This is a genomic window from Enterococcus sp. DIV1420a (assembly GCF_051712165.1).
Taxonomy (GTDB): Bacteria; Bacillota; Bacilli; order Lactobacillales; family Enterococcaceae; genus Enterococcus; species Enterococcus faecalis.
The window spans coordinates 1,175,053-1,200,254 of sequence record NZ_JBIOOI010000002.1; the positions used below are offsets into that span (position 1 = coordinate 1,175,053).

Sequence of the window (25,202 nt, forward strand, 5' to 3'; positions counted from 1 at the left end):
CAATAGGCGTATACTAAAAGTGTGAAAAATGAAACAAATGAGAGGAAGTTGGTTTATGAAAGCTGTTGTGATTAATCAGTACGGAAGTAAAGAGGTACTTGAAGAAGCAGAAGTAACACTGCCAGAATTATCGGAACATCAAGTGTTGGTAAAAGAATACGCGACATCAATTAATCCGATTGATTGGAAATTGCGTGAAGGATATTTAAAACAGATGTTTGATTGGTCCTTTCCGATTATTCTTGGTTGGGATGTCGCTGGTGTGATTACAGAGGTGGGGAGTCAAGTAACGGATTGGCAAGTTGGCGATAAAGTTTTTGCTCGTCCTGAAACTACTCGTTTTGGCACCTATGCAGAAGTAACGATTGTGGATGATCATTTATTAGCAAAAATCCCTGAAACAATTAGCTTTGAAGAAGCGGCTGCCGTTCCGTTGGCTGGTTTAACCGCTTGGCAAGCATTGTTTGATCATGGTCACCTTAAAGAAGGAGAAACTGTTTTAATTCATGCTGGTGCAGGTGGGGTCGGTACTTATGCGATTCAACTAGCAAAAGAAGCGGGCGCACATGTCATCACGACCGCTAGCGCAAAAAATCATGCCTTACTGAGAAAAATTGGTGCAGATGAAGTGATTGATTATCATACAACGAATTTTGCAGAGGTATTAGCTGATGTTGATTTGGTCTTTGATACAATGGGTGGTGAGGTTCAAAAAAATAGTTTTGCCGTCTTAAAACCAAACACCGGTCGTCTTGTTTCAATTGTGGGCATTGAAGATAAACAATTGGCAGCCGAAAAAAATATTTCTGCTGAAAGTATTTGGCTTCAACCAAATGGAGAACAATTACAAAAAATTGCTGATTTGATGGCAGCTGGAAAAGTGAAATCAATTATTGGTGAAGTTTTCCCTTTTTCTAGACAAGGGATTTATGATGCACATGCACTCAGTGAAACACACCATGCAGTTGGTAAAATAGTTGTTCAAATGGCAGAATAAAAAGAAGCTCAGATAGTGAATTATCTTAAAATAGAAAAAGTGGGTTCTAAATCATTTCGACTTAGGCCCCACTTTTTGTTAAGAGGACAGATGTGCCAACCAAGTTTGTGTTTCCTTAATTTCTTGATAAGTTAATTGATGACTTTGTGTCCAAACCTCTTGTACGGTTGCTCCATGATTCTGAAATAATTGAATCACACGCATACTTTCAGGAAGTGGAACAATCGGGTCATGCTCTCCTAGAGATAATAAAACAGAAGTGTCGGTCAAGTCTGGTTGATTGGTCAATTCAACAGGAAACATGGGATGATAGAGGACAGCTTGATGGTAACTATCGGGATGAGTAAGCAATAATTGAATAGCGATATTGGCCCCATTTGAATAGCCAATAAAAATAATTTTATCCAATGAAAATTGATGCTCGTTAGCGGCTTGTTGAATAAACTTATGAAGCGCCTCGCCGCGTTTTTCTAGATCTTCTAAGTCATAATGACCTTCCGCTAGGCGCTTAAAATAACGATTCATTCCATTTTCTGAAACATCACCACGAATACTTAGCACAGTAGCTTGTTTATTTAGTTCTTGGGCAATTGGTAGGAGAGCTGTTTCATCACCACCTGTACCGTGAAGTAGCACAAAGACAGGTGCTTCAGGATGTCCTTTTTTAAAAATTGAATGCATGTTTTTTCCTCCTTAGGCTCGTTTTGTATTGAAAGGCTTGATAACACTCTCAATATACTCACGACGATTTTCTAAAAATGGCGCAAGAGATAACTTTTCTCCTAATGTTTCGTAAGGTTCATCCCCCATAAATCCTGGTTCATCGGTGGCTAATTCGACTAAAATATGCCCAATACGAACATACAATGATTCAAAGTAATAACGATCGACATAGCCAGAGTTTTGTAAGCCTAAATGATCAAAGAGCGCTTGCCAAGTCCCAAGTGATTTACGATCCGCTAGGCGGAATGCAACGTGATGTACTTCACCATATCCTTGTTGCGCTTGTGAGCTAGTATCATCGTCTACCAAAACGACTTGGGCACCATTGCCACCTTGCCCAACTTCTAGTAAATAGCGATTGCCTTCTTGTGCCACTACGTGAAAGCCTAGAATTTCTTCAAAGACTTCTTTGAATTCATGAAAATAGGAAATAGCTATTTCGACAGGTCCTAAGCCATAAATCGCAAATTCTGTAGGGACAGGTCCTTTTTTCCAAGGGGCGCCCGCTGCAACGCCCTGATTTAATTCATCAGAGATTAATTGATACGCTTGATCATCAAAATCCCAAAAGCGAAGGACCTTTTTCCCGAATTCTTCAGAAATACCTGTGTGTTTGACAGCAAATTCATTGAAGCGATTTTCATAATAAGTCAAAGCTGCATCTGAAGGAACCCGGAACCCTGTTCTTGAAATCGTATTGGTTCCTTTTAATCCTTTAGGGTTATTGGGAAAATCGAAAAAGGTCATGGTTGTACCTGGTGTACCCAAATCATCGGCAAAATAGGTGTGGTAAGTATAGATATCATCTTGATTCACTGTTTTTTTGACTAAACGCATCCCTAAAACGTCTGTAAAGAAGTGATAGTTTTTTTCTGCATCACTTGTCATAGCTGTAACGTGGTGGATTCCTAATAATTGATCTTCTTTTTTCATCATTATTTCCTCATTTCGTTTCATTTGTTATTTTTCGTAAAGTTTTTTGAAGAAGTGTTAATTCTTCGGAAGAGAGTTGTTCAAATGCTTCTGCAATTCGCTTTGCATGCGTCGGGAAAATTTCTTTAATTAATGTTTTTCCAGCTTCTGTTAATTCAACGTAAGTAATGCGTCGGTCTTTTTCACTGGGGGTGCGCGTTACATAGCCTTTTTTATGTAATTGGTCAATAACATAAGTGGTGCTACTGCTAGCGATTAAAATTTTCTCCTTGATTTTTTGGATGGTCTGAGGACCTTTATGGAGTAACAGCTCTAATACTGAAAATTCTGTAATGTTTAAGTCATAACAAGTGACATCTTGCTTGGCAAGTTGCTCTAGTCGATGGCTGGTTCTTAATAAACCGATATAGGCTTTTAAAGCTTCTTGCTGTTGGGTCATTGTTTCACCTCTTTTTATTTCGAATTCGAGATAAATATAACTTACTTTTGGTAAGTAATCAATTAATATGCTTAAAAAGACAGCCAGCAAAAAATGTGAATTTTTGCTGGCTGTCTTTTTTGTTTATTTTAGAAGATTGTTGGAACTAAGCCGCCATCGATTCTTAAGGCTTCTCCTGAGAAAGAAGAAGAATCTGGGCTGGCCACAAAGGTAACAAAACGACCAATTTCTTCTGGTCGAATGAGCCGTTGGATTTGTGAACGAGAACGATGATTTTTCATGAAATCTTTTTCCCAATCCTCTTTGGGAATGTCTGAATCAGCGTACATATCTTCCAACATTTTTTCTACACCTTCGGTAAGGGTTGAGCCAGGCATAACCGTGTTAACGGTGACATGTGTGCCAACAGTTAAGTTAGATAAACTTTTAGCTAAGGAAAGATTCATCGTTTTTGTCATGCTATATTGGGGCATTTCGCCAGAAGGCATCACCGCTTCTTCGCTAGCGATGAAAATAATGCGACCAAAATCTTGTGCAAGCATTTTAGGTAGATAAGCTTTTGCTAATGCATTGCCTGACAACACGTTCACAGTAAAAAATTTTTCCCAAGTGGCGTCATCGATATCCCAGTATTCCATTGGTTCAAAAATCCCCATATTATTCACTAAAATGTCGACTTTAGGGAATTTTTCAAGCAAAGTAGCTCGTTGACTTTCAATGGAAATATCGGCAGTCCCTGCTTGAGGATGAGTGTCTGGAAACATTGTTTGTATTTCTTTAACAACTTTAGTTACTTCGGCTTCATTGCGCCCATTGATAATGACATCGGTCCCTTCACGAGCCATTTCAATCGCAATTGCTTTGCCAATTCCTTTGGTTGAACCAGTAATTAATGCTAATTTATTCGTTAAGTGTAAATCCATTTAAATCCCTCCAACGTTTGTCTATCTCTAGTGTAGGTCTTTTTCTGGACTTTTAAAAGGAAAAAGTTTTTTCGGCCCGCGAGAAACAAGCCCCAATAATTACTTAACAGCTGAGTTTTCACTTTTTGGGCGTAAAACGAGTAATTATTGTCAGTAAAAAAGCGTCACTTTTTTGATAGAATAACTAGAGACGAAATTGGCTAATACCAATTTTGTAAAATTGTACATAAAAAAGAAGAGTGGGAATGCTATGAAGAAACAATATTACTGGAATATACCCGATAACTTATTAAACTCGTTAAAACAGCGGAAAAAGTTATACAACTTTTATAAAAATGAACAAAATAAGGCAAGAGAATTAGTAGAGAATTGTCAGTCGGTTCTTTTTCCTGAATTAGTCGCTTCGCTGAATAAAATAGATGAGCGGATTAAATTATTGATATTCTATCAAAATTTAGAAGATTGTGAGCTTTCAGAAGAAGAAATTATTACTGTGATTGAGCGAGAATATTTTGTGACTTTTTATGAAACAATTGAAGAACCGACCACTGAAATTATTAGTAGTCATTCTATGTATTATTTATTGCAACAGCCGACTAATGAAATGCTTTGGGATTTAGACTTTAGTAACATGTTAAAACAAGGTCAGTTAGTTGATTTAATGGATTATCAAAAATTGACCAAATGTTATCAAAAGTTGCAGAATCAAGCTAAAAATTTGATTGAAAAATTAAATAAAGAAACATTTTACACATTCTATAGTCAACTTTTATTGATTGATTGCCAATGCAAATTATTAATAGAAGAGGCGCTTCTGAAAGAAGAATCATTGATGACGGTCGATGAATGCTTAACAGCCATTAAGCAAGAAATTCGAAAAATTCATTTTGAACAATTTAAATACCAACATTATTTATTTGAAGATTTATCTTTGCGGTACCAAGTTTAACAAAAGTGACAAAAAGAATGGTTGAATCTAACAAGAATGTTCGTTGTTTTCTGTTATATAAAAAGATATGATAGTTTCTGTAGAAAAAATAAAGGAGACGATTCATGAACGCAAATCGCTTAAAGTTATTGATGATGGGGTTAATGGTTCTTGACCATATTAGTTATTTTGTTCCGCCAGAATGGGCACTGATTTTTCATGTAATTACTCGTTGTGTCGGTGTGTTTTTTGGTTACATGGCTGTAGAAGGGTTCAACTATACACGGAATGTTTATCGTTACAATGGTCGTTTGTATATTTGGGCAGCAATCATGTTTGTTGGAAATACGCTTCTAAATCATTTAGTGAATAATCCAGCTGTCGCTGTTCACAACAATATTTTCTTCACCTTAGCCCTTGGTGTCAGTATGTTAATTGTGACAAAAGCGATGCTAGAGATGCCAAAAATCAGTTTAAAAATTGTTTTATTGATTAGTATATTAGCAATTTTAGGAATAGGAGCAATGTTTGCTGAAGGTGGCATTGTGATGTTACCTTTTATGTTGATTACGTATCTAGCCAGAAAGAGACTTGTCTTACGGAACTGTTTATATGGTGCATTAGCGCTCTTTTTCTTAGTTACAAGTTTTCAATGGTTGGGAGATTGGCCAACGACAATTGAAATGTTAGCTTATAATTCTGATTTTATGTTTATCACTGTGTTACCATTTATATCGCTTTACAATGGTGAGAGAGGTAGCAAAGCACCATTTTTCAAATATTTATTTTACGGATTCTATCCGCTTCATTTATGGCTGATTGCATTGATAGCCAATTACGTTCATTAAACCTTTTTATATTAAAAGAATAAAAACAGCGACTCACAAAAATGTGAGTCGCTGTTTTTTTAGATGGGTAAGATACTGATTCCTAAAAGAAGAGTGACAAGTAGAAAAACAAAAAGCACAATTCGCTTATCATGAACCAGTAAGGCAATGTATTCTCGGATTAGAGCAGTCGGTAAAAAATATAAGGCAGTTGGCGCCCCGACACCTTCAGCTTTTAAGCCAACACGATGGGCATACATAGCTCCTCGTAAGACATGATAGTTATTTGTTGAAAAAATAACAGAGGGTTGTTTAGAATCAGACGGCATCTTTTGCCAATCTGCCTGAATTATTGCTTTAGAAAACAACATATTTTCATAAGTGGTTGTGGATTGGTCCTCCATCAAAATTGCTTCTGCAGGAATATTTTGTGAAAGCAAATATTTTTTCATTGCGAAAGCTTCGGCCACAGGTTCGTCAGGACCTTGACCACCGCTGACTACAAATTTAGCGGTGGGATTTTTTTCATAATATTCAATCCCTTTATCTAACCGACTCTTCAAAAGTGGAGGTACTTCCTCGCTACGAATTCCCGAACCTAAAACAATGATATAATCAACCGCTTTTTTTAAAGGAATCATTTGGTACATCCATGAATACAAGACGTAAGCAGCAAATAGAAAGGTCAGCAAAAGATCCATTAACAATAGAAAAAGTAAGAACAGAAAAAGCACATAAGGTATTTGCGCTGTGCCAACTGATAATAAATATAGAAAGGCTGGTAAAGCAATTAATAAGTTCAACCCTAAGCCCGCCGACAATTTAGCCGTGACACTTTTGCCTTCTTTCGTTTGCATCGTACGTGAGTTAAAAATAAAGTAAAGGCAAATGCCGATAAACACAGCGGGAATTAATAGATAAGCAATGGCCAAGGTAATTAGGTCGCCATTCTTAAAATGTAAATAAATTTTGTCTAGTCCGATAAATAGTAAGGTGACTAATGACAATAAGGTGCCGGAAGCCAGAGTGATACCGCCGAGGATACTGCGGTTATTAATTTTTAATATACCAAATCCTAGTAGGGCGATAAACAAAAAGAATAGTAGTAGTGCCATTTAATTCCTCCTAAAAATAAGTATCTAAAGTATAACATGCTTTAGGATCTGACATAAATAAACAGCTGTGCCGAAGCATAAGTTTTCCTTTCATTCTTAGAAAAGAAGTTTTTTCATGAAAAGTAAATTAGATAACAATTGTTTAGAGAAAGAAAAGCTTGATTTACTAAGCTTTTCCTTCTCTATAAAAAATATTAATAAGGACATAAAAATTAACAATTTGTATGCGCTTACATACTAAGGTAGATTTAAAGTGTAAAGAAGAAAAAATGAGGTGAGAAAATGATCACTGTTTCAATTGCAGGAGGTTCACAACCAGAGATTTTACAGTTAGTTAAAAAAGCACTAAAAGAATCCGAGCAACCGTTGCAGTTTATTGTATTTGATACAAGCGAAAATCTTGATACTGAAAATCTCTGGAAATATGTTCATTGCTCAGATGATGCCGCGGTAGCACGGGAAGCTGTCAGTCTAGTTGCAACCGGTCAAGCACAAATTTTATTGAAAGGAATTATTCAGACCCACACATTACTAAAAGAAATATTGAAAAGCGAGCATCAATTAAAAAATAAACCGATTCTTTCCCATGTAGCAATGGTGGAGCTGCCTGCGGGGAAAACCTTCTTGTTAACCGATTGTGCGATGAATATCGCTCCCACTCAAGCGACCCTCATTGAAATTGTTGAAAATGCTAAAGAAGTCGCCCAAAAATTGGGACTGCATCAACCGAAAATTGCTTTGTTAAGCGCAGCGGAAAATTTCAATCCTAAAATGCCTTCGTCTGTTTTAGCAAAAGAAGTCACGGCACATTTTAATGATCAACAAGAGGCTACGGTTTTTGGGCCACTTTCGCTTGATTTAGCGACCTCTGAAGAAGCGGTTGCGCATAAACGTTACAGCGGTCCTATCATGGGGGATGCAGATATTTTAGTGGTCCCAACTATTGATGTTGGAAATTGTTTATACAAATCATTAACCTTGTTTGGGCACGCAAAGGTGGGAGGAACGATTGTTGGCACAAAAGTCCCAGTCGTTTTAACATCTAGAAGTGATTCGACAGAAAGCAAATTTCATTCATTAAGATTTGCCATGAGACAAGTTTAAAAAAAGGAGCAGAAAACAATGGAAACAGTATTGGTTATTAATCCTGGATCGACCTCCACGAAGTTAGCGCTTTTTGCTAATCATGATTGCTTGGCGGAAGAAACGCTTAGACATAGCGTCCAAGAATTGGCACCTTTTGAAAATGTTGTCAGTCAAACACCATTTCGAAAACAAATGATCGCGGAATTTTTAGAAACACATAACATCACACAATTAGCCGCTGTCGTAGGGCGTGGTGGTTTGCTTAAGCCTATTCCTGGCGGTACGTATCTTGTCGATCAACAAATGCTAGAAGACTTGCGGACAGAACGCTTTAATACCCATGCTTCAAATTTAGGGGCGATTTTAGCTAATGAGTTTGCAGAAAAATATCACGTGCCAGCCTTTATTGTCGATCCTGTTGTTGTAGATGAGCTACAACCATTAGCCAGGATTTCCGGATTAAAAGGCATTCACCGGCGTAGCGTTGGTCACGCCTTAAATCAAAAAGCGGTCGCTCGAAAAATCGCTGAGGATTTAGGGAAAACATATGAGCAAAGCAATTTTATCGTTGTTCATTTAGGTGGGGGCATTAGCTTGGGGGCGCATCAAAAAGGCCGCATGGTGGATGTGGTAAATGGGCTTGATGGTGAAGGTCCTTATACGCCAGAACGCAGTGGTGCCTTACCGCTCGTTGAATTTGCGCAATGGATACTTGAACAGGAGTTAACGATTAGCCAAGTGAAAAAGCTAATTGCGGGTAATAGCGGCCTTAAATCATACCTAGGTGAAACAGATTTACGGCATATCCAAGCACAAATAGCTGCAGGTGATCAAACAGCAAATTACTATTTAAAAGGAATGTGTTACCAAATCGCAAAAAGTATTGGCGAGATGGCCGTGGTTCTTGAAGGCACAATTGATGCAATTATTTTAACAGGGGGCGCAGCCTATTCGCAAACCGTTGTTCAAGAAATTAGTCAAAAAGTCACTTGGATTGCACCAATTAAGGTTTACCCAGGTGAAATGGAGATGGCTGCTTTATATGAAGGCGTCAATCGAGTATTAACAGGGGAAGAACAAGCTTTAAATTATAGTGAAGCAAAAATTGAGCAGGAGTGATCAAAATGGCGGAACAAACAGATTTACTGATTTTAGGTGGCGGAACAGGAGGCTATGTAGCAGCAATTCGAGCCGCACAAAAAGGGCTAAACGTCACAATTGTTGAAAAATACAAATTAGGTGGCACTTGTTTGCACAAAGGCTGTATCCCTACAAAAGCTTTATTAAGAAGCGCAGAGGTTTTTGATACCTTAAAACAAGCGGCTTCTTTTGGGATTGAAACAGAGGCAGCGTCCATTGATTTTTCTAAAATACAACAACGGAAAGAAGGAATTATTGAGCAGTTACACAAAGGTGTTGAAGGCTTATGCAAAAAAAATAAAATCAAAATTTTAGCAGGCGAAGGTGCGATTTTAGGTCCCTCTATTTTTTCACCAGTCTCTGGCGCAGTGGCAGTTACGTTTAATGATCCAACACGGGAAGAAGAAATTATCGTTCCTAAAAATGTCATTATTGCGACAGGTTCTAGTCCTAAAACGTTACCTAATTTGCCACTGGATGAAGAATTTATCTTATCTTCTGATGGGATGCTTGAATTAGAAGAGCTACCAGAATCAATTGCAATTATTGGTGGTGGCGTTATTGGTGTCGAGTGGGCTTCTTTATTAAATAGTTTAGGTGTCAACGTAACTATCATTGAATTTTTGGATCGGTTACTTATAAATGAGAGTGCAACAATTTCTAAAGAATTAAAGAAACGTTTAGAGCAACGAGGAATTAACATTTTATTAGGTAGCAAAGTCCAAGAAGCGAAAGTTACCGGGCAGAAGGTTCAAATAGAAGTTGCAGGACAAGAAAGCCTCGCTGTTGACAAAGTCATGGTAGCAATTGGGCGTCAACCCAATATCAATAAGTTAGGGTTACAGAATACCTCAGTGAAATATACTGACAAAGGCATTGAAGTAAATGAATTTTATCAAACCACAGAAGGACATATTTATGCGATCGGTGATTGTATCGATACACTCCAACTAGCACATGTGGCTATGAAAGAAGGAGAGTTAGCTGTTCAGCATCTTTTAGGCGAGACAGTTGAACCTTTAAATTATACAAACGTGCCTCGAGGTGTTTATACAAATCCTGAAATAGCAAGTGTCGGCTATACTAGAGAAACTTTACCAGCAGATAAAGAAGTAGTGATTGGCACCTTTAATTTTAATGGTAATGGTAAATCACTTGTTTATGGAGAAACAGATGGCTTTATAGAAGTAATTCGTGACAAGAAGACCGATGATTTATTAGGGGTTTCTATGATTGGGCCACATGTCACGGATTTAATTGCCGAAGCAAGTACTGCCATGTATTTAGATGCCGCGCCCATTGAAATTGGTGAAGCAATCCATGCGCATCCAACAATGACAGAAGTATTGCAAGAAGCAGCCTTAGATACTTATGGCTTAGCGATTCACAAATAGAGAAAGGTTGATGAAAATGAAAACGCTTAAAAAATCGGGTTTATCAAAAGAAGAATTGATTCAGGCATATCGTCAAGTACTACGAGGACGTCGTTTAGACGAACGGTTGTGGCAATTAACAAGGATTGGTAAGACCTCTTTCAATATTTCTGGTCAAGGGGCAGAAGTTGCACAAGTAGCGATGGCGATGGCTTTTAATCCTCAAAAAGATTATTTTTTACCGTATTATCGTGATATGACCGCGTGCTTGGTTTGGGGCATGACCTCCAAAGATATTTTAATGGGTTCTTTTGGAAAAGAAGCGGATCCTTCTTCCCATGGTCGTCAAATGCCGAATCATTATGGTTCAAAAGAGCATAATATTGTTTCCTTCTCTTCAACAGTAAGTACACAAATGCCATTAGCAACAGGTGTTGGTTATGCAGCGCAACTTCAAAAAGCTGATTTTGTTGCATTGACCACCACTGGGGAAGGCTCTGCCAATCAAGGAGAAGTCCAAGAAGCTATGAACTTTGCAGGCGTAAAAAAATTACCAGTCATTTTTGTTGTTGAAAATAATGAATATGCGATTTCTGTCCCAATTGAAGAACAGTATGCCAATAAACGAATGGCCGATCGCGCGAAAGCTTATGGCTTTGAAGGTGTAACCGTTGATGGTAGTGATTTTACTGAAGTCTATCTAGCATTTAAAGAAGCAGTAAAAGCGGCTCGCGGGAAAAAAGGACCAAAATTGATTGAATTAATGGTTTCTCGCTTGACTTCTCATTCCGCTGACGATGATCAATCTGTTTATCGTTCAAAAGAAGAAATTGAAGAGATGAAAAAGAATGATGCAGTGAAGCTTTTTGAAAAACAATTATTAGAAGAGGGCTATTTAACAGACGAAGACATTGCCAAAATTGATGAAGAAATTCGTGCAGAAATCAATCAAGCAACGGATGAAGCAGAAGCAATGCCAGATCCTGTACCGACATCAATTTTAGAAGAAGTGTATGCAAAATAAGAGAAGAGGAGAAGAAATATAATGGCTGAGATGACTTATTTAGAAGCAATTAACTTAGGAATTTCTGAAGAAATGGCTCGTGATGAAAAAGTAGTTATTTTTGGAGAAGATGTCGGCGGCGACAAAGGCGGCGTGTTCGGTGTAACAAAGGGCTTGGCTGCTAAATACGGTGACGAGCGTTGTTTTAATACACCGTTAACAGAAGGCTTAATTGGTGGTTTAGCTGTCGGCTTAGGTTTAATGGGCTATCGCGCAATTGGTGAATTTCAATTTGCGGATTACATTTTGCCTGCAACCAATCAATTGTTATCAGAGGCTCGGACAATGCGCTATAGAACAAAAGGCGATTGGACTGCGCCAATCGTTTATCGGACCCCTTATGGCGGCGGTGTTCGTGGTGGGCTGTATCATTCTCAGTCTACAGAAAAAGTTTTTTGTGGACAACCAGGATTAAGAGTGGTGACCCCCTCTAATCCTTATGATGCAAAAGGGATGATTAAAGCAGCGATTCGTTCCGATGATCCAGTCATTTTTTACGAACATAAGCGTTTATATCGTTTACTAAAAGATGAAGTGCCTGCAGATGATTATATCGTACCAATTGACAAAGCCAATGTCGTTAGAACGGGTAGTGATTTAACCGTGATTAGTTACGGCATGACCTTGCAATTAGCTTTAGCTGCGGCGGAAAAACTAGCCGCTGAAGGAATTGATGCCGAAATCGTCGATGTTCGCTCATTATATCCTTTAGATCGCGAAACATTAGTAGCTGCAGCTAAGAAAACAGGGAAGGTTTTACTCGTAACAGAAGACAATAAAGAAGGCAGCGTGATGAGTGAAATTGCGGCAATGATTTCAGAAGATGCTCTCTTTGATTTAGATGCACCGATTCAACGACTTGCAGGACCTGATTGTCCAAGCATGCCTTATGCATTACCTTTAGAAAGAGAATTTTTAATCAATGAAGAGCAAGTATTAGCAGCAATGAAAGAATTAGCAGAATTTTAATTGAAGCAAGGAGGAAAAAATAAATGGCCACAAAAGAAATCAAAATGCCTCATCTAGGCGAAAGTGTCACAGAGGCAGCCATTGTCCAATGGTTAGTTAAACCAGGAGATTCAGTGAAACGTTATGATCCCTTAATGGAAGTCGTTTCTGATAAAGTCACCACGGAAGTCCCATCAGATTTTGATGGTGTAGTAAAAGAATTTCTGATTTCTCTAGATACAGATGTGCCCATCGGAACAGCGGTGATGACGTTAGAGACAGAAGAAACAACCGAAAAAACAGAAGAAGCTACTTTAGCACCAGTGAAAGAAGCAAGTGCGGAACAAGCACAAGAACATGAAACGGTTGAAACAACAAGCACTGCGACGTCCCATCAAAAAAATAATGGTCGTTATTCCCCAGCAGTCCTTAAAATTGCCCAAGAAAAAAAGATTGATTTAACACAAGTTACAGGGACAGGTCGTGATGGTCGAATTACTAGAAAAGATGTTACAAACTTTACACCAACACAGGCAAGAACGCCTGAGAAAACAGTGAGTCCAGGAACTAGCCCTTCAATTTCAGAGGAGCCAGTTGCTTCGCAAAATGAAAGCGCCGCAACAGCTAGTCCAACTGAAACAACCACAGATAAAATTGTCTCTGCAGATCCTGTACGTAAAGCAATTGCTAAAAAAATGGTCCAAAGTGTCAACGAAATCCCTCACGCTTGGTTAATGGTGGAAGCGGATGTGACCAACTTAGTCCAACTTAGAAATTCATTAAAAGATGAATTTAAACAACAAGAAGGCCTGTCTCTAAGCTTCTTCCCATTTTTTGCCAAAGCAGTCATTCAAGCGTTAAAGAAAAATCCAAAAATCAATACATCTTGGGATGATGGCTCAATTATTTATCATAAAGATGTTAATTTATCCATAGCTGTAACGACAGACGAGCATCTTTACGTGCCAGTGATTCAACAAGCGGATAACTATTCGATTGCAGGGCTAGCTAAAGAAATCAATCGCTTGGCACAAGAAGTCCGACAAGGAACGCTAGCAAGCAAAGAAATGCAAGGAGGGACCTTTACTCTTAATAATACTGGAACACTAGGTTCCGTCCAATCGATGGGAATTATTAACCATCCACAAGCTGCGATATTACAAGTAGAGTCAATTAATAAACGCCTTGTGCCAACCGCAGATGGAGGCTTTAAAGTGGCAGATATGGTTAATTTATGTCTTTCTATTGATCATCGAATTTTAGATGGACAACAAGCAGGTAAGTTCTTGCGAGATGTTAAAGATAATTTAGCGAAATATAATGCGGATACGGATGTATATTAAAAATCGTTCCTTGCTTTAGTTAAATAAAAAGCGCCTCAAAGAAATAAGCGCTCTTCTTTGAGGCCGCTCTTTATCTAACAGAAAGTTCAATCATTCTCAAACTTGTTTTAAAAAAACAAAAATAATCAATAGGAGTGTTGAAAATGCCCACTGATAAACTGGATGCTCAATTAACCCCAAGAATATTTTTTAACAAAGTGTTAGCTGGAACAGCTTCCGGCACCATTATCGCCTTAATTCCCAATGCTGTATTAGGAGCCATTTTAAAATATTTTGCAGAATACAAGATTATCGAAATGATTATTCATGCGGCGCAAATTTTCCAACTAGCCACCCCTTTAATTATTGGTGGACTGATTGCTTTTCAATTTGGCTTAACGCCACAGAAAATGATGATTGCTGGCGGTGCAGCATTTGCTGGCTCTGGCGTGATTAAATTTAATTCAGAAGTGAAAGGCTTTATTGGTGCAGGTACTGGTGACATCATTAATATTATGATTACCGCTTCTGTTGCAGTCTTACTTTTATTAGTCATTGATAAAAAATTCGGTTCAGTGGAAATCATTGCTTTACCGATCGTTGTTGGAGTAGGTGCAGGCTTGTTTGGCATGTTGATTTATCCATATGTGACACAAATTACGGTCGCCATTGGGAAAGTGATTAACAATTTTACTGATTTCCAGCCAATTATCATGAGTATTTTAATTGCTTGTTCATTTGCTGCACTGATTATTTCGCCAATCACTACTGTGGCAATCGGTTTGGCGATTCAGTTGAATGGCTTGTCTGCAGGTGCTGCTGCAATGGGAATTGCAGCCACAACTGTTGTTCTTGTGATTAATTCTTGGAATGTCAACCAATCAGGAGTGACACTGGCTGTCTCTTTGGGCGGCATGAAAATGATGATGCCTAACTTATTTAAATACCCAATTATTTTAATTCCTTGTTTATTTACAGCGACTATTTCAGCAATTCCTGTGGTTCTATTCAACATTTCAGGAACCCCACAATCGGCTGGATTTGGCTTGGTTGGACTCGTGGGACCACTTGCTTCATTGGATGCGGGCTTAGGGATCTTACCCTTACTCTTTTCTTGGTTTGTTGTTCCAATTGTCGCGGGTTTATTCTCAAAATTCTTATTTGAAAAAGTGTTGAAACTTTATGATAGTAAAGTCGTCTTTGCTTATCAAGGCTAGATTATCCATTAATTTTCTTTAATGATTTGGATAAAATCTCTAACATCTTCTGTCATACTAAAATCGCGGCGCAAAGCAATGCCGATGGGGAAATAGTCAAACTTATCTTTTAAAGGAATCCATTTCAGTCCCTGACTTTTTCCCACTTCATAATATTCAATCGGCAGCAAACAAATCGAATTATTTTTTTGTAAACTATAAAGAAGTACTTGTAAATCATCGTTATGCAAAATGATATTCGGCTCATAACCGAAGCTCCGAGTCCGATCTAGTAGTAGGCGACCAATCATAAAATTATCACTTAACGATGAAAATCGTTGATCTTTCAAATCTTTAAAAGTTAATTTTTCATATTGGGAGAGAGGATTTGATTCTGGTACCACGACATAAACATGGTAGCCTTTGGTAGTCGTTTCTAAAGGTTCAATATGAATAATTTCAGGTAAGGTATTTGGGAAAGAAATTAGTCCCATATCAATTTCTTTATTTGCTAACATCGTTTGTAATTTTGGCGAGCCATCTTGCTGTAATATTAAATTCACATGTGGATGGGTTGTTAAAAATCGTGAAATTTCTTTCATAAATTGTACAGCAAATAAAGTAGTTAAGCCTAAACGCAATTGCTTTTTAACTGGTTTCTGGTTCATTTCACGAATATCTGTTACCAATTGATCGAATTGAAAAACAACTTCTTGGCCATGTTCATATAAATAAACACCTGTATCGGTTAATTGAAACGGTTGATCAGAATGATCAAACAACGCTGTGCCTAACTCAGATTCCATTTTTTTCAATGCTAAAGAAAGTGTTGGTTGGGTGACAAATAAATTTCGAGCGGCCGCCGATAAACTGCGGGTATTAACAATTTCAATGAAGTACTTTAAAAGCTGAATATTCATCAGAAACTCCCTTTCTTTTTAAAAGCGCTTACATAAATGCGCTTGGATAAAAAATAACAAATAGATCACTTATAATATAACATATGTATTGCCTTTTTATGGTTATAAAAGTAAGAGATAGAGATTTTCTTAGCAGATTTTTACCTAAAAATAAAAAATTGAACGGAGGAAAAGAAATGAAGATTATTATCGCAGGTGCTGGCGCTATGGGCAGTCGCTTTGGACTAATGTTACATCAAGCAGGAAATGACGTTATTTTTGTTGATGGTTGGCCAGAACATATTGAAGCAATAAGAAAAAACGGGTTAGTTGCTGATTTTAATGGCGAAGTGGTGACCGCTAAAATTCCTATTTATCCTCAGACAGAAGTAGCAAGCATCGATTTTACAGCAGACTTAGTTATCCTATTTACAAAAGCAATGCAACTGGAAGGAATGCTTGAAGCATTAGAACATTTCCTTAATAAAAATACGAAAGTTTTATGCTTGTTAAATGGAATTGGGCACGAAGATATTATCAAAAAATACGTGCCATACGAAAATATTTTATTAGGAAACACAATGTGGACCGCTGGGTTAGAAGGACCGGGCAAAGTAAAATTATTTGGCAATGGTTCGATTGATTTACAAAATTTAGGAGCGCAAAGTGAACAAGCGGCAGAAGCAGTCATTAAGGTATTAAATAACGCTGGCTTAAATGCACGTTATTCTGAGAATATTTTATCATCCATTTATAAGAAGGCTTGCGTAAATGGAACAATGAATGGTTTATGTACTTTGTTGGATTGTAATATGGCAGACTTTGGCGAAACAGAGCAAGCAGATCAAATTGTTCAACAAATAGTTAATGAATTTTTAGCAGTCGCTGAAGTGGAACAAGTTACGTTAGATAAACAAGCAGTTCTTCAACAAATCCGCTCGTGTTATAATCGAGAAACAATTGGTTTGCACCATCCATCGATGTATCAGGACTTAATAACCAATCATCGTTTAACCGAAATTGATTATATCAATGGAGCAATTGTTCGCAAAGGGAAAGTCTATGGGATTGCTACACCGTACTGTCAGTTTTTAACAGAGTTAATTCATTGTAAAGAAAATTTACTTCATGCTAAATAACAAGTAAAAATAGAAATACTCTTGAGTCGGTCTAGAGAAGAGCTTGACCTACTTCTTTCTATACTTTGCCAGTGTACAAGGCTGAGACAAAATCCAAAGTGAGTTTGGCTCAGCTTTTTTGTTTTTTAAAGAACACTACAGAAAATAAATCAAATCCGTGAAAAATATGTTAAACTAGAGAAGGTGTTTTTTCGCAAGAATCTACGCGGAACACAGGACTCGTTGAAGAATTGAATCAAAGAAACAATGTGTTAAAGAAGGGATTTGAACAGATTATGACCATTCAATGGTTGATTGCTCTGAAACTCAACTTCTTTGATAAAATAGAAACTCAATAGAGATGAAATTTGAATTTTGATTAGCCGAAAGTCCTTGAATTGTAAGGACTTTTTCTTTTTTGAACTCTCTACATATAGATGAATTTATTTCTATGAAAAAATAGTATAAAAACAGCTGTTGCGCAATAATAATCAATAAATATCATATTTTGCCCAAAAATCTACCCAAAAATATTTTTGAATAGTACCGCCCAACTAAATATTTCTTGAATGGTGGGATGACCAAAAATTTGTTATAATAAGTAAAGATAAAATTTGACACGGAAAAGGGAGCAGGTTACAATGGCACAGCACAGCACAGGTAAATAATACCTTTTTTCAGTATATTCCAGAAGCTCTGAATTTCAGGGCTTTTTTGCGTGATTTGGAGGTGATTTCATGACTGAGCAATCATCTACAAATTTTGAAAATACTGTTGCGTTTATTTATAAGCAGACTTCAAAAAGGATAAATTTGAAAAAAGAGAAATTAGGTTTGTCTAACTATCAAATCGCAGGTTTCAAAAACCAAAAAGAATATAACGAAGCACCGAATTACAGTAAAATTGATGAAAATATTTTATCAATGATAATTAATAATAAGCGTGATACTGAGAAAAAGAACAAATATCTTATTCCCTCAAAAAATGCAGAAATGTATTATCAAGCGTTTATCAATAATCTCAAATTTGCTTCAATACATGAAATACTTTGGGGGAATAGTTCTGAAATAAAAACATATCTTCCACAGGTTTTTCAAAATATAATGCTAGATGGTTTAGAATGTAACAATGCACAGGTCAAGAATATTTGTTCTGATTTAATGAATAGTCATTCTGAGAAAAATACCGAAACTAAAATTTCTCAAATTTATGAAGAAATAAAAGAACCATTTTTAAAAGAGTTTCTTGATTTTACAAAAGCAAAAATTTCAAAAGAACCACTGAGAAATGCCCAAGGTGTGGAATATAAAATAGTGGATAGTAAAGGAAGCACCCCTATTATTGATGAAATAAAGGCAAAGAAAATTCTCGGAACAAAAATAAATGAATATTTGGGATATCAAAAATTAAATAAGTCCTTGGAAAACTTTGTCGAGAACAGGCTCATTCCTTTATTCATGGGTAACATAATTGAACAATTCAATCATTGAGAGGAGAGAAAAATTTGAAAAAGAGAAACAAAATCATTATTGTTGGCGTAATTGCCCTACTGATTATTGGAGGTGGAAGTTATGGAATTTATACCAATGTTCAGCATCAAAAAGAAGTGAAATTTGCTGAACAGCATAAGAAAAAAGTAAAAAAAGAAGAAAAACAAGTTAATGAGTTACAAAAGACCTTTGATATAAAAAAGAATAATGCTCAAGAAGTTTTGAAGAATTTATCAGATTTAAAATTAACAACCAATGAATCTAAAAAACTTCAAGAAAAATTTGTCAATGCTGATAAGCAAAAATTTGTAGTATTAGAAAATGAAATCATAGCAGGATTGGCAATTTCTGATAAAGATAAAAAATTTAGCGAAATTTCCATATTGCAAGCCAATATTAAAGTTATCCAAAATGAATTAAATAAGCTAAAAGGTATGGTTTCTATTTTCACAGAGCAACAAATCAAAGGTTTTACGGATAAGCTAAATGCAATGCTTAAAACTGAGAATAGCCAAATTAACCACCTCCAAATAGTCGAAAAAGAAAAGGCTGAGAAAGAAACTGCTGCAAAAAATCAGGAAGAAGCTGAAAATGCTAGATTACAAGCACAAGAGCAAGCCGATTATGAAGCACAACAGGCATACCAGCAATCTCAAGGAGCGGATAATAATAATTATTCAACTCAAAATCAGGCAAATAACGTATATGCACCTGTTCAACAACAGGCATATCAGCAATCTCAAGGAGCGGATAATAATAATTATTCAACTCAAAATCAAGCAAATAACGCATATGCTCCTAATCAACAACAAGCGACATCAGCTCCTTCAGAAGGTTCCTCAGGAGTAATTCCTGGAACTAATAACGGTGTTGGCTGGGCATCAGACCCAAGTCAAGTTCCACCGGGTGCTGTTATTCAACCGCCAAAATAATTTCAAAATGAGCAAAAAACCGTCTTAGTCAGGCGGTTTTTCTTTGGCTCAAATTTTAATCAGTGGAAAGTGGAGAAAACAAGATTCAATTTACCACTGATTTTTTCTTAAAAGAATTTTTTATAAAATAAATTTAGATTCAAAGCGCTTTGAATATCTCTATGAGGTTGCGAACTCCACTATAAAATTTTGATGTAGCTAGTCGCAAATTGCTACTGGAGGAAAACTTATGTTATTAGGAAAAGTAAAATTAGGTGAAGTGATACTTTCAAATGTCATCATTCCCAAAACAGCTACTGTTCAAGCGGTAAGCAAATCCCCACGCTATGCAGAAAATGGCGAACCTGTTCAAGGCTCTATCGCCAAAATTTCATGTCAATTTATTGATTCTGATTTAGCAAAATTGATTCAAAAATCAGGTGCAGACCCTGCAGAACTTAAAACCTATCTTCTTGAGCTGGTTGGAACAGAACAAGATTTATCGGAAATTGCGGTCAGTGACTTAATTGGTTCTGATGTTAAATTAGATGGTGCTAAAGTCATGCTTAAATGGGAACAAGGGCGTAACGGTGGTGCTTGGAGAGGAATAAAAGTTGTTTTAAATATTTCTGATTCTCTAAATGAAACAAGAGAAAGCGAGAAAAAATAATAACGAAAAAAGAATTAACGATTTGGGCTTATTTAAACGAGATAGAATATTGTTTACAAAATGATACCTTAGATAGGAAGCGAGCTTTAGAACTTATCAATATTGCTCGTGATATTCAAACAGGAAAAATCAAAGGAGATTTTGAAGAGTGCGAATAATTGACCGATTGGCTACTTTTGTCTCACGACTTCCTCCATTTGGAGGATCTGTGAGTCAATTAATTGTTGAAGAAAATCAAACACAATTAGTTTATAAAAAAAGACACAGATATTTTTTACTGATAAAAACTTGGATAATTTTGATTATCAGTTTGATGATTATTTCAAACTATAAAAATATTTTGTCGAGTATATCTCAGAGACAAATAATATGGGATAGTCAAATTTTAAAAATGATGTTGCTTGTATTATTTCTGCATTTCTTGCTTACTGTTTTATGGGAATTTTTCCACTCTCATTATTCTCCGATTGAAAAATGGAAACTGGAAAAATTACTACGAGGGTTCACGGAAGAAAGTGATTTGCTTCGTCAGCATGATAGCTCATTTCATCAAACAAAATCAGTTAAATGGCTATATTCTATGGCGAATGGACAAATAAAAATCACACTAAAAGCAGGTGGACACCTTGCTTCTAGTATGGAAAATGATATTTCTCGACGTTTACAAGGCTATCTCATTAAAGAAACAAAAAGTGATTGGATAATTGAGGATAGGTATATCAGTAGTGGAAAAATTACTACAATATTTTCCCATGAGCATGATGAACGTATTATTATTGATAATTTATCAGATTTGAAGCAAACAAATGAAATAGAAATTCCGCTAACTAGGAAATTGACTTGGACATCTCGCCAGCCTATGGGGTTGGTAGTTGGTCCAACTGGTTCAGGGAAAACAAGTTTTTTAAAAGCATTGATTATTAGTTTTCTAGCTAATAATTCTAAAAATAAAGTATTCACGATTGATGGAAAAGCAAGTTTTTTAAGTGTTGCCATGAAACGTGTCGGAAAAGTTGCAACAGATGGGCAGTCTGCTCTGGAATTGACGAAAGAACTTTGTCATATTATGGAGAAACGCTATTCTCAAATGAATGCAGATGTTGATTCAGAAAAAGATTGTACACATGCTGAACTATTTGAACAAGGCACTATTTTATTGGTAGCAGATGAGTTGTTAGCTCTGGTAGGAGAAATGCAAGCGTCTGATAAGTTATTAAAGCCTGCTGAACGTCTTTATCCTCAATTCTATGCTAATTTAATGAACCTTATTGTCAAAGGACGTCAAAGTTCTATCTCCGTAATTGTCAGCGGTCAGATGATGCCCGCTTCAATATTACCCACAGAAAGCCGTGATTCTCTTGGACTAAGAATAGCACTTGGGCGACTTTCTCAGCAACAAGCACAAGAGATATTTGGATTGGGTTTAAAAGATTTACCCCGAGTAGATACATCAAATTATGGAGGGTTGATTTGGTTAGATGGCTTTGGTTGGGAACTACCCAAACCGTTTTTAAGCCCCTACTACGATGATAATAAGCTTCCTTTTAAAATAACACTTTCAAAACTCTCCGAGTCGCACGGCGGTGGTTTGCCACAAGCCGAGTGACTCGGAGAAAACTTGCCTGTACTTGACATACAGGCAAGTTAAGCTGAAATTAGAAACGGACAAGGGAATATAATGCTAAAATAATACGATTTGATGACCATATCGAAATCACACGATATGGTACCAATCGTTTACGTGCACCAACTGAAAAATCAGGAAATACAACTTTCAAGATTAAAGACAGTGAAGAATCTAAGGAACAGCTGGCATTAGAACAAGCTTATAGAATTAAGCGCAAAATCAAATATTATTGTCTAGCTAACGATTTTGATTTGTTTTGGACGTTGACATTTGATGATTCAAAAGTTAATGCTAAAAATTATCGATATTCAAGGCAAAAACTTCAAGCATGGCTCAAGTATCAGCGAGAAAAATATGGTAAATTTGGCTATTTGTTTATCCCAGAACTCCATAAATCAGGACGAATACATTTTCATGGTATGACTGAAAATTTTGCCCCTCCGTTGGTTGAAGCTCGCTATCCCAAAAATAAACGACTAATTAAGAAAAATGGGATTCAGATTTATAATGCTGAAGCATGGAAAAATGGCTTCAGTACGGTTTCAAAAATTGAAAGTAAGGAAAAATCAGCCAACTACATCACGAAGTACATTACAAAAGAACTGATAAATACACCAAATGCTTATCATCAACCAAGATATTTTGTGAGCAGAGGACTTAAAAAGCCTGAAATTAGTTATGCTGAACTCACAAATGATTACTTTGAAGATTTTATCCCTAGTTTTGTAGTTGGAGGTTTGAACCCTGAAAATAATCAATTCAAAGCTGATGTATCTATTTACAGAATTGATATTTCAGAAAATGGTGAGTTACTTCAAAATTCTCCACCTGAAACATTTTGGAAATTGAAACAAAGAAAAAGTCCTGACTGCAATCAGGACTCCAAATTAAGTTTGTAAATTCATTATATCACTTTCTGACTATAATGAACATCGAGGTATACGATATGAAAATTAAATATACACCTATCAAGAATTGCCTTTCAGAGTGGGGAGATAAAAAAGCAATCATGAAACGCTATGAGGGCTTAAATATTTATACCCTCAATCGTTGGCTTTCCGAAATGCGTGCTAATAAACAGTTTCGTTCTGGAGTAATTAACCCTACTCATAAGCTAGTTTTTATCAATTTTGAAATTTTTGAAGCATTTCTTTATTGGAAACAGCATGGCTATTCAAAAAAGTAGGCAAAATAAGGGTAAAAATGGTAAAATAGAACATGCTAATTAAGGTTCTATTTTATCTTTTTTGATATTGTAACTGGAAAGGATAAATATGTATTTTGAAGAAAGAAAAAATAAGGCAGGAAAATTATTTTATGTAGCTAATGAACGTTATGTTGACCCTCTTACAGGTAAGAAGAAACGTGCTTCTGTGGTTTACCATAGTAATACATCAAGGGCAAGACGGCAGGCGGAACGAGAACTAATTGATAAGATTGATACGATAATTTCCGAAAAACAAGGGACTTTCAAAGGTTCAACAATGATAACATTTAATGACCTTAAAAAGAATTGGTTTGAAACATGGAGAACAACCGTAAAGCCCCAAACTATCAAACGTGAAATTCTTGTAATTAATCGTTTATCTGAACTTATTGCAGATGATATCTTGCTTGAAAGTATAACACCTCTTTTGGTTCAAAATTGTCTAAAAGAGTATAAAGAAAAATATCATTCTACTCACTCGACAATGCAACATATCAAATGTACCCTGAACAAAATTTTTGATTATGGTGTGCTCCATAATGCCATTCCTTTTTCTCCATCAAGAGTAATAAAACTTAATGCAACCGTTCAAGAAAAACGAGCAAAGAAAAAACGGAAAGAAGCAAAGTTTCTTGATGAGCAAGAAGTGAATGCCTTATTATCTGAGCTTAGAGGGAGAAGAAATCTAAACTACTATGATTTAGCCTTGTTTCTTATCGGAACAGGTTGTAGAATAGGAGAAGCCTCGGCTTTGACAGTGAATGATATTGACTTTGAAAATCATTTAGTAACGATTGATAAATCTTTGCAAGCTCATGATTTGAAAGTTGATGAATTTTATCTTGATACTACAAAAACGGAAGCAGGAGAAAGAATAGAGCAACTTCCTGAGTTCGTCATTCAAGCACTTAAACGAGTAATTGAGCGTAACAATGTATTTGATAATCACATGGAGAAGCTACCATCAAGTGTTTTTAGAAAGGTTGATTTTATTTTCAAAACTGAGTATGGTGCTCCTATTACCTCGCATAGTTTTAGAGAAATTTTAGGACGAGTAAATAAAGTCTTGGAATTAAAATGTCAAGAAAAATATGGCTTTGAATGGACGAAAAACGCTATTCCACATAGTTTTCGACATATACACATCTCTGTCTTACGAAACGACCCAACCATTCCACTTAAAGAAGTTCAAGCAAGAGTAGGACATGTTCAAGAAGAAACAACAAACGGCTATACGCACTTATTGAATACCTCGCAAGAAAAATCAGTTAAAGCAATTAGCCGTTTCATCGAAAAAATGGGTGTGAGTGAAATATAGCAGAAAATGCCTATTTTTGCCCAAAAATTGCCCAAAAATAGAAAAAAGAAGTCGCCAAGGCTGTCAAGCCTTGCTATATAAGGAGTTGTAACACATGGTAGTAATCCAATGGTTTCCCGGCCATATGGCCAAAGCAAGAAGAGAAGTTTCTGAAAAAATCAAATATGTCGATATTGTATTTGAACTAGTTGATGCGCGGTTACCGCTTTCTTCCCGTAACCCAATGATGGACCAAATTGTCCAACAAAAACCACGATTAGTCCTTTTAAATAAAGGGGACTTAGCAGATAACGACCAAAATAAAAAATGGCAACATTACTTTCAAAAGAAAGGATACCAAACCCTAGTCATCAATGCCCAACAAAATAAAGGAATCAATAAAATTGTGCCAGCAGCCAAGGAAGCGTTAAAAGAAAAATTGGCTCGTGAACAGGCGAAAGGCTTGAAACCGCGTGCGATTCGCGCCATGTGTATTGGGATCCCCAATGTTGGTAAGTCAACCTTAATGAATCGTTTAGTCGGAAAAAAAATTGCGCAAACTGGGAACAAGCCAGGCGTGACAAAAGGACAACAATGGTTACGCTCTGGTTCCCAATTGGAATTACTGGATACACCAGGGATTCTCTGGCCAAAATTTGAAGATGAAGAAATTGGGAAAAAATTAGCTTTAACTGGCGCTATAAAAGATCAATTATTGCATTTAGATGATTTGGCGATTTATGGATTAGAATTTTTTGCACGTTTTTATCCGCAACGTTTGACAGAACGATATGGCTTAACAGAAGAAGAGCTATTTTTACCTGCTCCAGAACAGTTGATGTTAATTAGCCAAAAACGTGGTTTTAGAGATGATTATAATCGAGCCAGCGAAATGATTATTTTAGAAATTCGCAGTGGAAAATTAGGTACGTATACTTTGGACCGCTGGGAAGAACTAGGAGACGAATAA

24 protein-coding genes and 2 pseudogenes are annotated in these 25,202 nt (G+C 36.5%); 20 read left to right on the top strand and 6 right to left on the bottom strand.

Annotated elements, in window-relative coordinates; translation table 11 throughout:
- Positions 1–28 precede the first annotated feature (28 nt).
- The gene (locus IGI80_RS16980; RefSeq protein WP_002399012.1) at positions 29–997 is read left to right on the top strand and encodes an NADP-dependent oxidoreductase; all 969 of its coding nucleotides are present in this window, start codon (positions 29–31) and stop codon (positions 995–997) included.
- A gap of 78 nt (positions 998–1,075) precedes the next feature.
- Here IGI80_RS16980 and IGI80_RS16985 read toward each other — a convergent pair whose 3' ends face one another.
- The 4 genes from IGI80_RS16985 to IGI80_RS17000 form a co-directional block, all read right to left on the bottom strand.
- Positions 1,076–1,678 carry an alpha/beta hydrolase gene (locus IGI80_RS16985; RefSeq protein ID WP_002357461.1) on the bottom strand — a complete coding sequence of 201 codons (603 nt, stop codon included), beginning with the start codon at positions 1,676–1,678 and terminating at the stop codon, positions 1,076–1,078.
- A gap of 12 nt (positions 1,679–1,690) precedes the next feature.
- Positions 1,691–2,653, bottom strand: coding sequence for a ring-cleaving dioxygenase (locus IGI80_RS16990; protein ID WP_438724267.1), 963 nt, complete (start codon positions 2,651–2,653; stop codon positions 1,691–1,693).
- 10 nt (positions 2,654–2,663) lie between these two features.
- On the bottom strand, positions 2,664–3,092 hold the full coding sequence (locus IGI80_RS16995) for a MarR family winged helix-turn-helix transcriptional regulator (RefSeq protein WP_002380343.1): 429 nt from the start codon (positions 3,090–3,092) through the stop codon (positions 2,664–2,666).
- A gap of 128 nt (positions 3,093–3,220) precedes the next feature.
- Positions 3,221–4,015: an SDR family NAD(P)-dependent oxidoreductase gene (locus IGI80_RS17000; RefSeq protein WP_002364009.1), complete on the bottom strand. Its 795-nt coding sequence runs from the start codon at positions 4,013–4,015 to the stop codon at positions 3,221–3,223.
- Positions 4,016–4,211: 196 nt separating this feature from the next.
- Here IGI80_RS17000 and IGI80_RS17005 point away from each other — a divergent pair, with 196 nt between their 5' ends.
- Positions 4,212–4,964 carry a DUF7006 family protein gene (locus IGI80_RS17005; protein WP_438724201.1) on the top strand — a complete coding sequence of 251 codons (753 nt, stop codon included), beginning with the start codon at positions 4,212–4,214 and terminating at the stop codon, positions 4,962–4,964.
- A gap of 104 nt (positions 4,965–5,068) precedes the next feature.
- Positions 5,069–5,791: a TraX family protein gene (locus IGI80_RS17010; RefSeq protein ID WP_002357468.1), complete on the top strand. Its 723-nt coding sequence runs from the start codon at positions 5,069–5,071 to the stop codon at positions 5,789–5,791.
- A 59-nt stretch (positions 5,792–5,850) separates the two neighbouring features.
- Here the strand turns inward: IGI80_RS17010 and IGI80_RS17015 are convergent, their stop codons facing one another.
- Positions 5,851–6,885: a YdcF family protein gene (locus tag IGI80_RS17015; protein WP_002382358.1), complete on the bottom strand. Its 1,035-nt coding sequence runs from the start codon at positions 6,883–6,885 to the stop codon at positions 5,851–5,853.
- Between the two features lie 282 nt (positions 6,886–7,167).
- On the opposite strand from IGI80_RS17015, the gene ptb reads away from it, so the two are divergent.
- The 8 genes and pseudogenes from ptb to IGI80_RS17055 all read left to right on the top strand — a co-directional run bounded on the left by ptb (position 7,168) and on the right by IGI80_RS17055 (position 15,034).
- Complete coding sequence (gene ptb / locus IGI80_RS17020; RefSeq protein ID WP_033626242.1) at positions 7,168–7,989, top strand: branched-chain phosphotransacylase; 822 nt, start codon at positions 7,168–7,170, stop codon at positions 7,987–7,989.
- Between the two features lie 18 nt (positions 7,990–8,007).
- Positions 8,008–9,090 carry a butyrate kinase gene (buk, locus tag IGI80_RS17025; RefSeq protein ID WP_002360224.1) on the top strand — a complete coding sequence of 361 codons (1,083 nt, stop codon included), beginning with the start codon at positions 8,008–8,010 and terminating at the stop codon, positions 9,088–9,090.
- Between the two features lie 5 nt (positions 9,091–9,095).
- Positions 9,096–10,505 (top strand): dihydrolipoyl dehydrogenase, encoded by a 1,410-nt coding sequence (gene lpdA, locus IGI80_RS17030; RefSeq protein WP_002391793.1) that lies wholly within the window; start codon positions 9,096–9,098, stop codon positions 10,503–10,505.
- 10 nt (positions 10,506–10,515) lie between these two features.
- Positions 10,516–11,508 carry a thiamine pyrophosphate-dependent dehydrogenase E1 component subunit alpha gene (locus IGI80_RS17035; protein ID WP_016622399.1) on the top strand — a complete coding sequence of 331 codons (993 nt, stop codon included), beginning with the start codon at positions 10,516–10,518 and terminating at the stop codon, positions 11,506–11,508.
- A gap of 21 nt (positions 11,509–11,529) precedes the next feature.
- A complete protein-coding gene (locus tag IGI80_RS17040; protein ID WP_002357475.1) occupies positions 11,530–12,516 on the top strand; it encodes an alpha-ketoacid dehydrogenase subunit beta in 987 nt (328 codons plus the stop codon).
- A gap of 44 nt (positions 12,517–12,560) precedes the next feature.
- A pseudogene (locus IGI80_RS17045) lies at positions 12,561–12,710 on the top strand (biotin/lipoyl-containing protein); the annotation flags it as partial.
- Positions 12,711–12,902: 192 nt separating this feature from the next.
- Positions 12,903–13,838, top strand: a pseudogene (locus IGI80_RS17050) (dihydrolipoamide acetyltransferase family protein); the annotation flags it as partial.
- A 143-nt stretch (positions 13,839–13,981) separates the two neighbouring features.
- Positions 13,982–15,034 (top strand): PTS sugar transporter subunit IIC, encoded by a 1,053-nt coding sequence (locus IGI80_RS17055; RefSeq protein WP_002384478.1) that lies wholly within the window; start codon positions 13,982–13,984, stop codon positions 15,032–15,034.
- An 8-nt stretch (positions 15,035–15,042) separates the two neighbouring features.
- On the opposite strand, the gene IGI80_RS17060 is transcribed toward IGI80_RS17055, so the two are convergent.
- Positions 15,043–15,933 (bottom strand): LysR family transcriptional regulator, encoded by an 891-nt coding sequence (locus IGI80_RS17060; RefSeq protein WP_002357478.1) that lies wholly within the window; start codon positions 15,931–15,933, stop codon positions 15,043–15,045.
- 176 nt (positions 15,934–16,109) lie between these two features.
- Between IGI80_RS17060 and IGI80_RS17065 the strand changes: the two genes are divergently transcribed.
- From IGI80_RS17065 to ylqF, 9 genes are all read left to right on the top strand, one after another.
- Positions 16,110–17,051: a 2-dehydropantoate 2-reductase gene (locus IGI80_RS17065; RefSeq protein ID WP_002361867.1), complete on the top strand. Its 942-nt coding sequence runs from the start codon at positions 16,110–16,112 to the stop codon at positions 17,049–17,051.
- A gap of 716 nt (positions 17,052–17,767) precedes the next feature.
- On the top strand, positions 17,768–18,520 hold the full coding sequence (locus IGI80_RS17070) for a hypothetical protein (RefSeq protein WP_438724202.1): 753 nt from the start codon (positions 17,768–17,770) through the stop codon (positions 18,518–18,520).
- Between the two features lie 14 nt (positions 18,521–18,534).
- On the top strand, positions 18,535–19,452 hold the full coding sequence (locus IGI80_RS17075) for a hypothetical protein (protein ID WP_438724203.1): 918 nt from the start codon (positions 18,535–18,537) through the stop codon (positions 19,450–19,452).
- Positions 19,453–19,681: 229 nt separating this feature from the next.
- The gene (locus IGI80_RS17080) at positions 19,682–20,101 is read left to right on the top strand and encodes a hypothetical protein (protein WP_438724204.1); all 420 of its coding nucleotides are present in this window, start codon (positions 19,682–19,684) and stop codon (positions 20,099–20,101) included.
- Positions 20,102–20,309: 208 nt separating this feature from the next.
- Entirely contained in the window at positions 20,310–21,707 is a 1,398-nt protein-coding gene (locus tag IGI80_RS17085) for an FtsK/SpoIIIE domain-containing protein (RefSeq protein ID WP_438724205.1), read from the top strand.
- An 80-nt stretch (positions 21,708–21,787) separates the two neighbouring features.
- Complete coding sequence (locus IGI80_RS17090) at positions 21,788–22,627, top strand: rolling circle replication-associated protein (protein WP_438724268.1); 840 nt, start codon at positions 21,788–21,790, stop codon at positions 22,625–22,627.
- Positions 22,628–22,674: 47 nt separating this feature from the next.
- Positions 22,675–22,914 carry a DNA-binding protein gene (locus tag IGI80_RS17095; protein WP_438724206.1) on the top strand — a complete coding sequence of 80 codons (240 nt, stop codon included), beginning with the start codon at positions 22,675–22,677 and terminating at the stop codon, positions 22,912–22,914.
- An 88-nt stretch (positions 22,915–23,002) separates the two neighbouring features.
- Positions 23,003–24,253, top strand: coding sequence for a tyrosine-type recombinase/integrase (locus IGI80_RS17100; protein ID WP_438724207.1), 1,251 nt, complete (start codon positions 23,003–23,005; stop codon positions 24,251–24,253).
- 94 nt (positions 24,254–24,347) lie between these two features.
- Positions 24,348–25,202: a ribosome biogenesis GTPase YlqF gene (gene ylqF, locus IGI80_RS17105; protein ID WP_438724208.1), complete on the top strand. Its 855-nt coding sequence runs from the start codon at positions 24,348–24,350 to the stop codon at positions 25,200–25,202.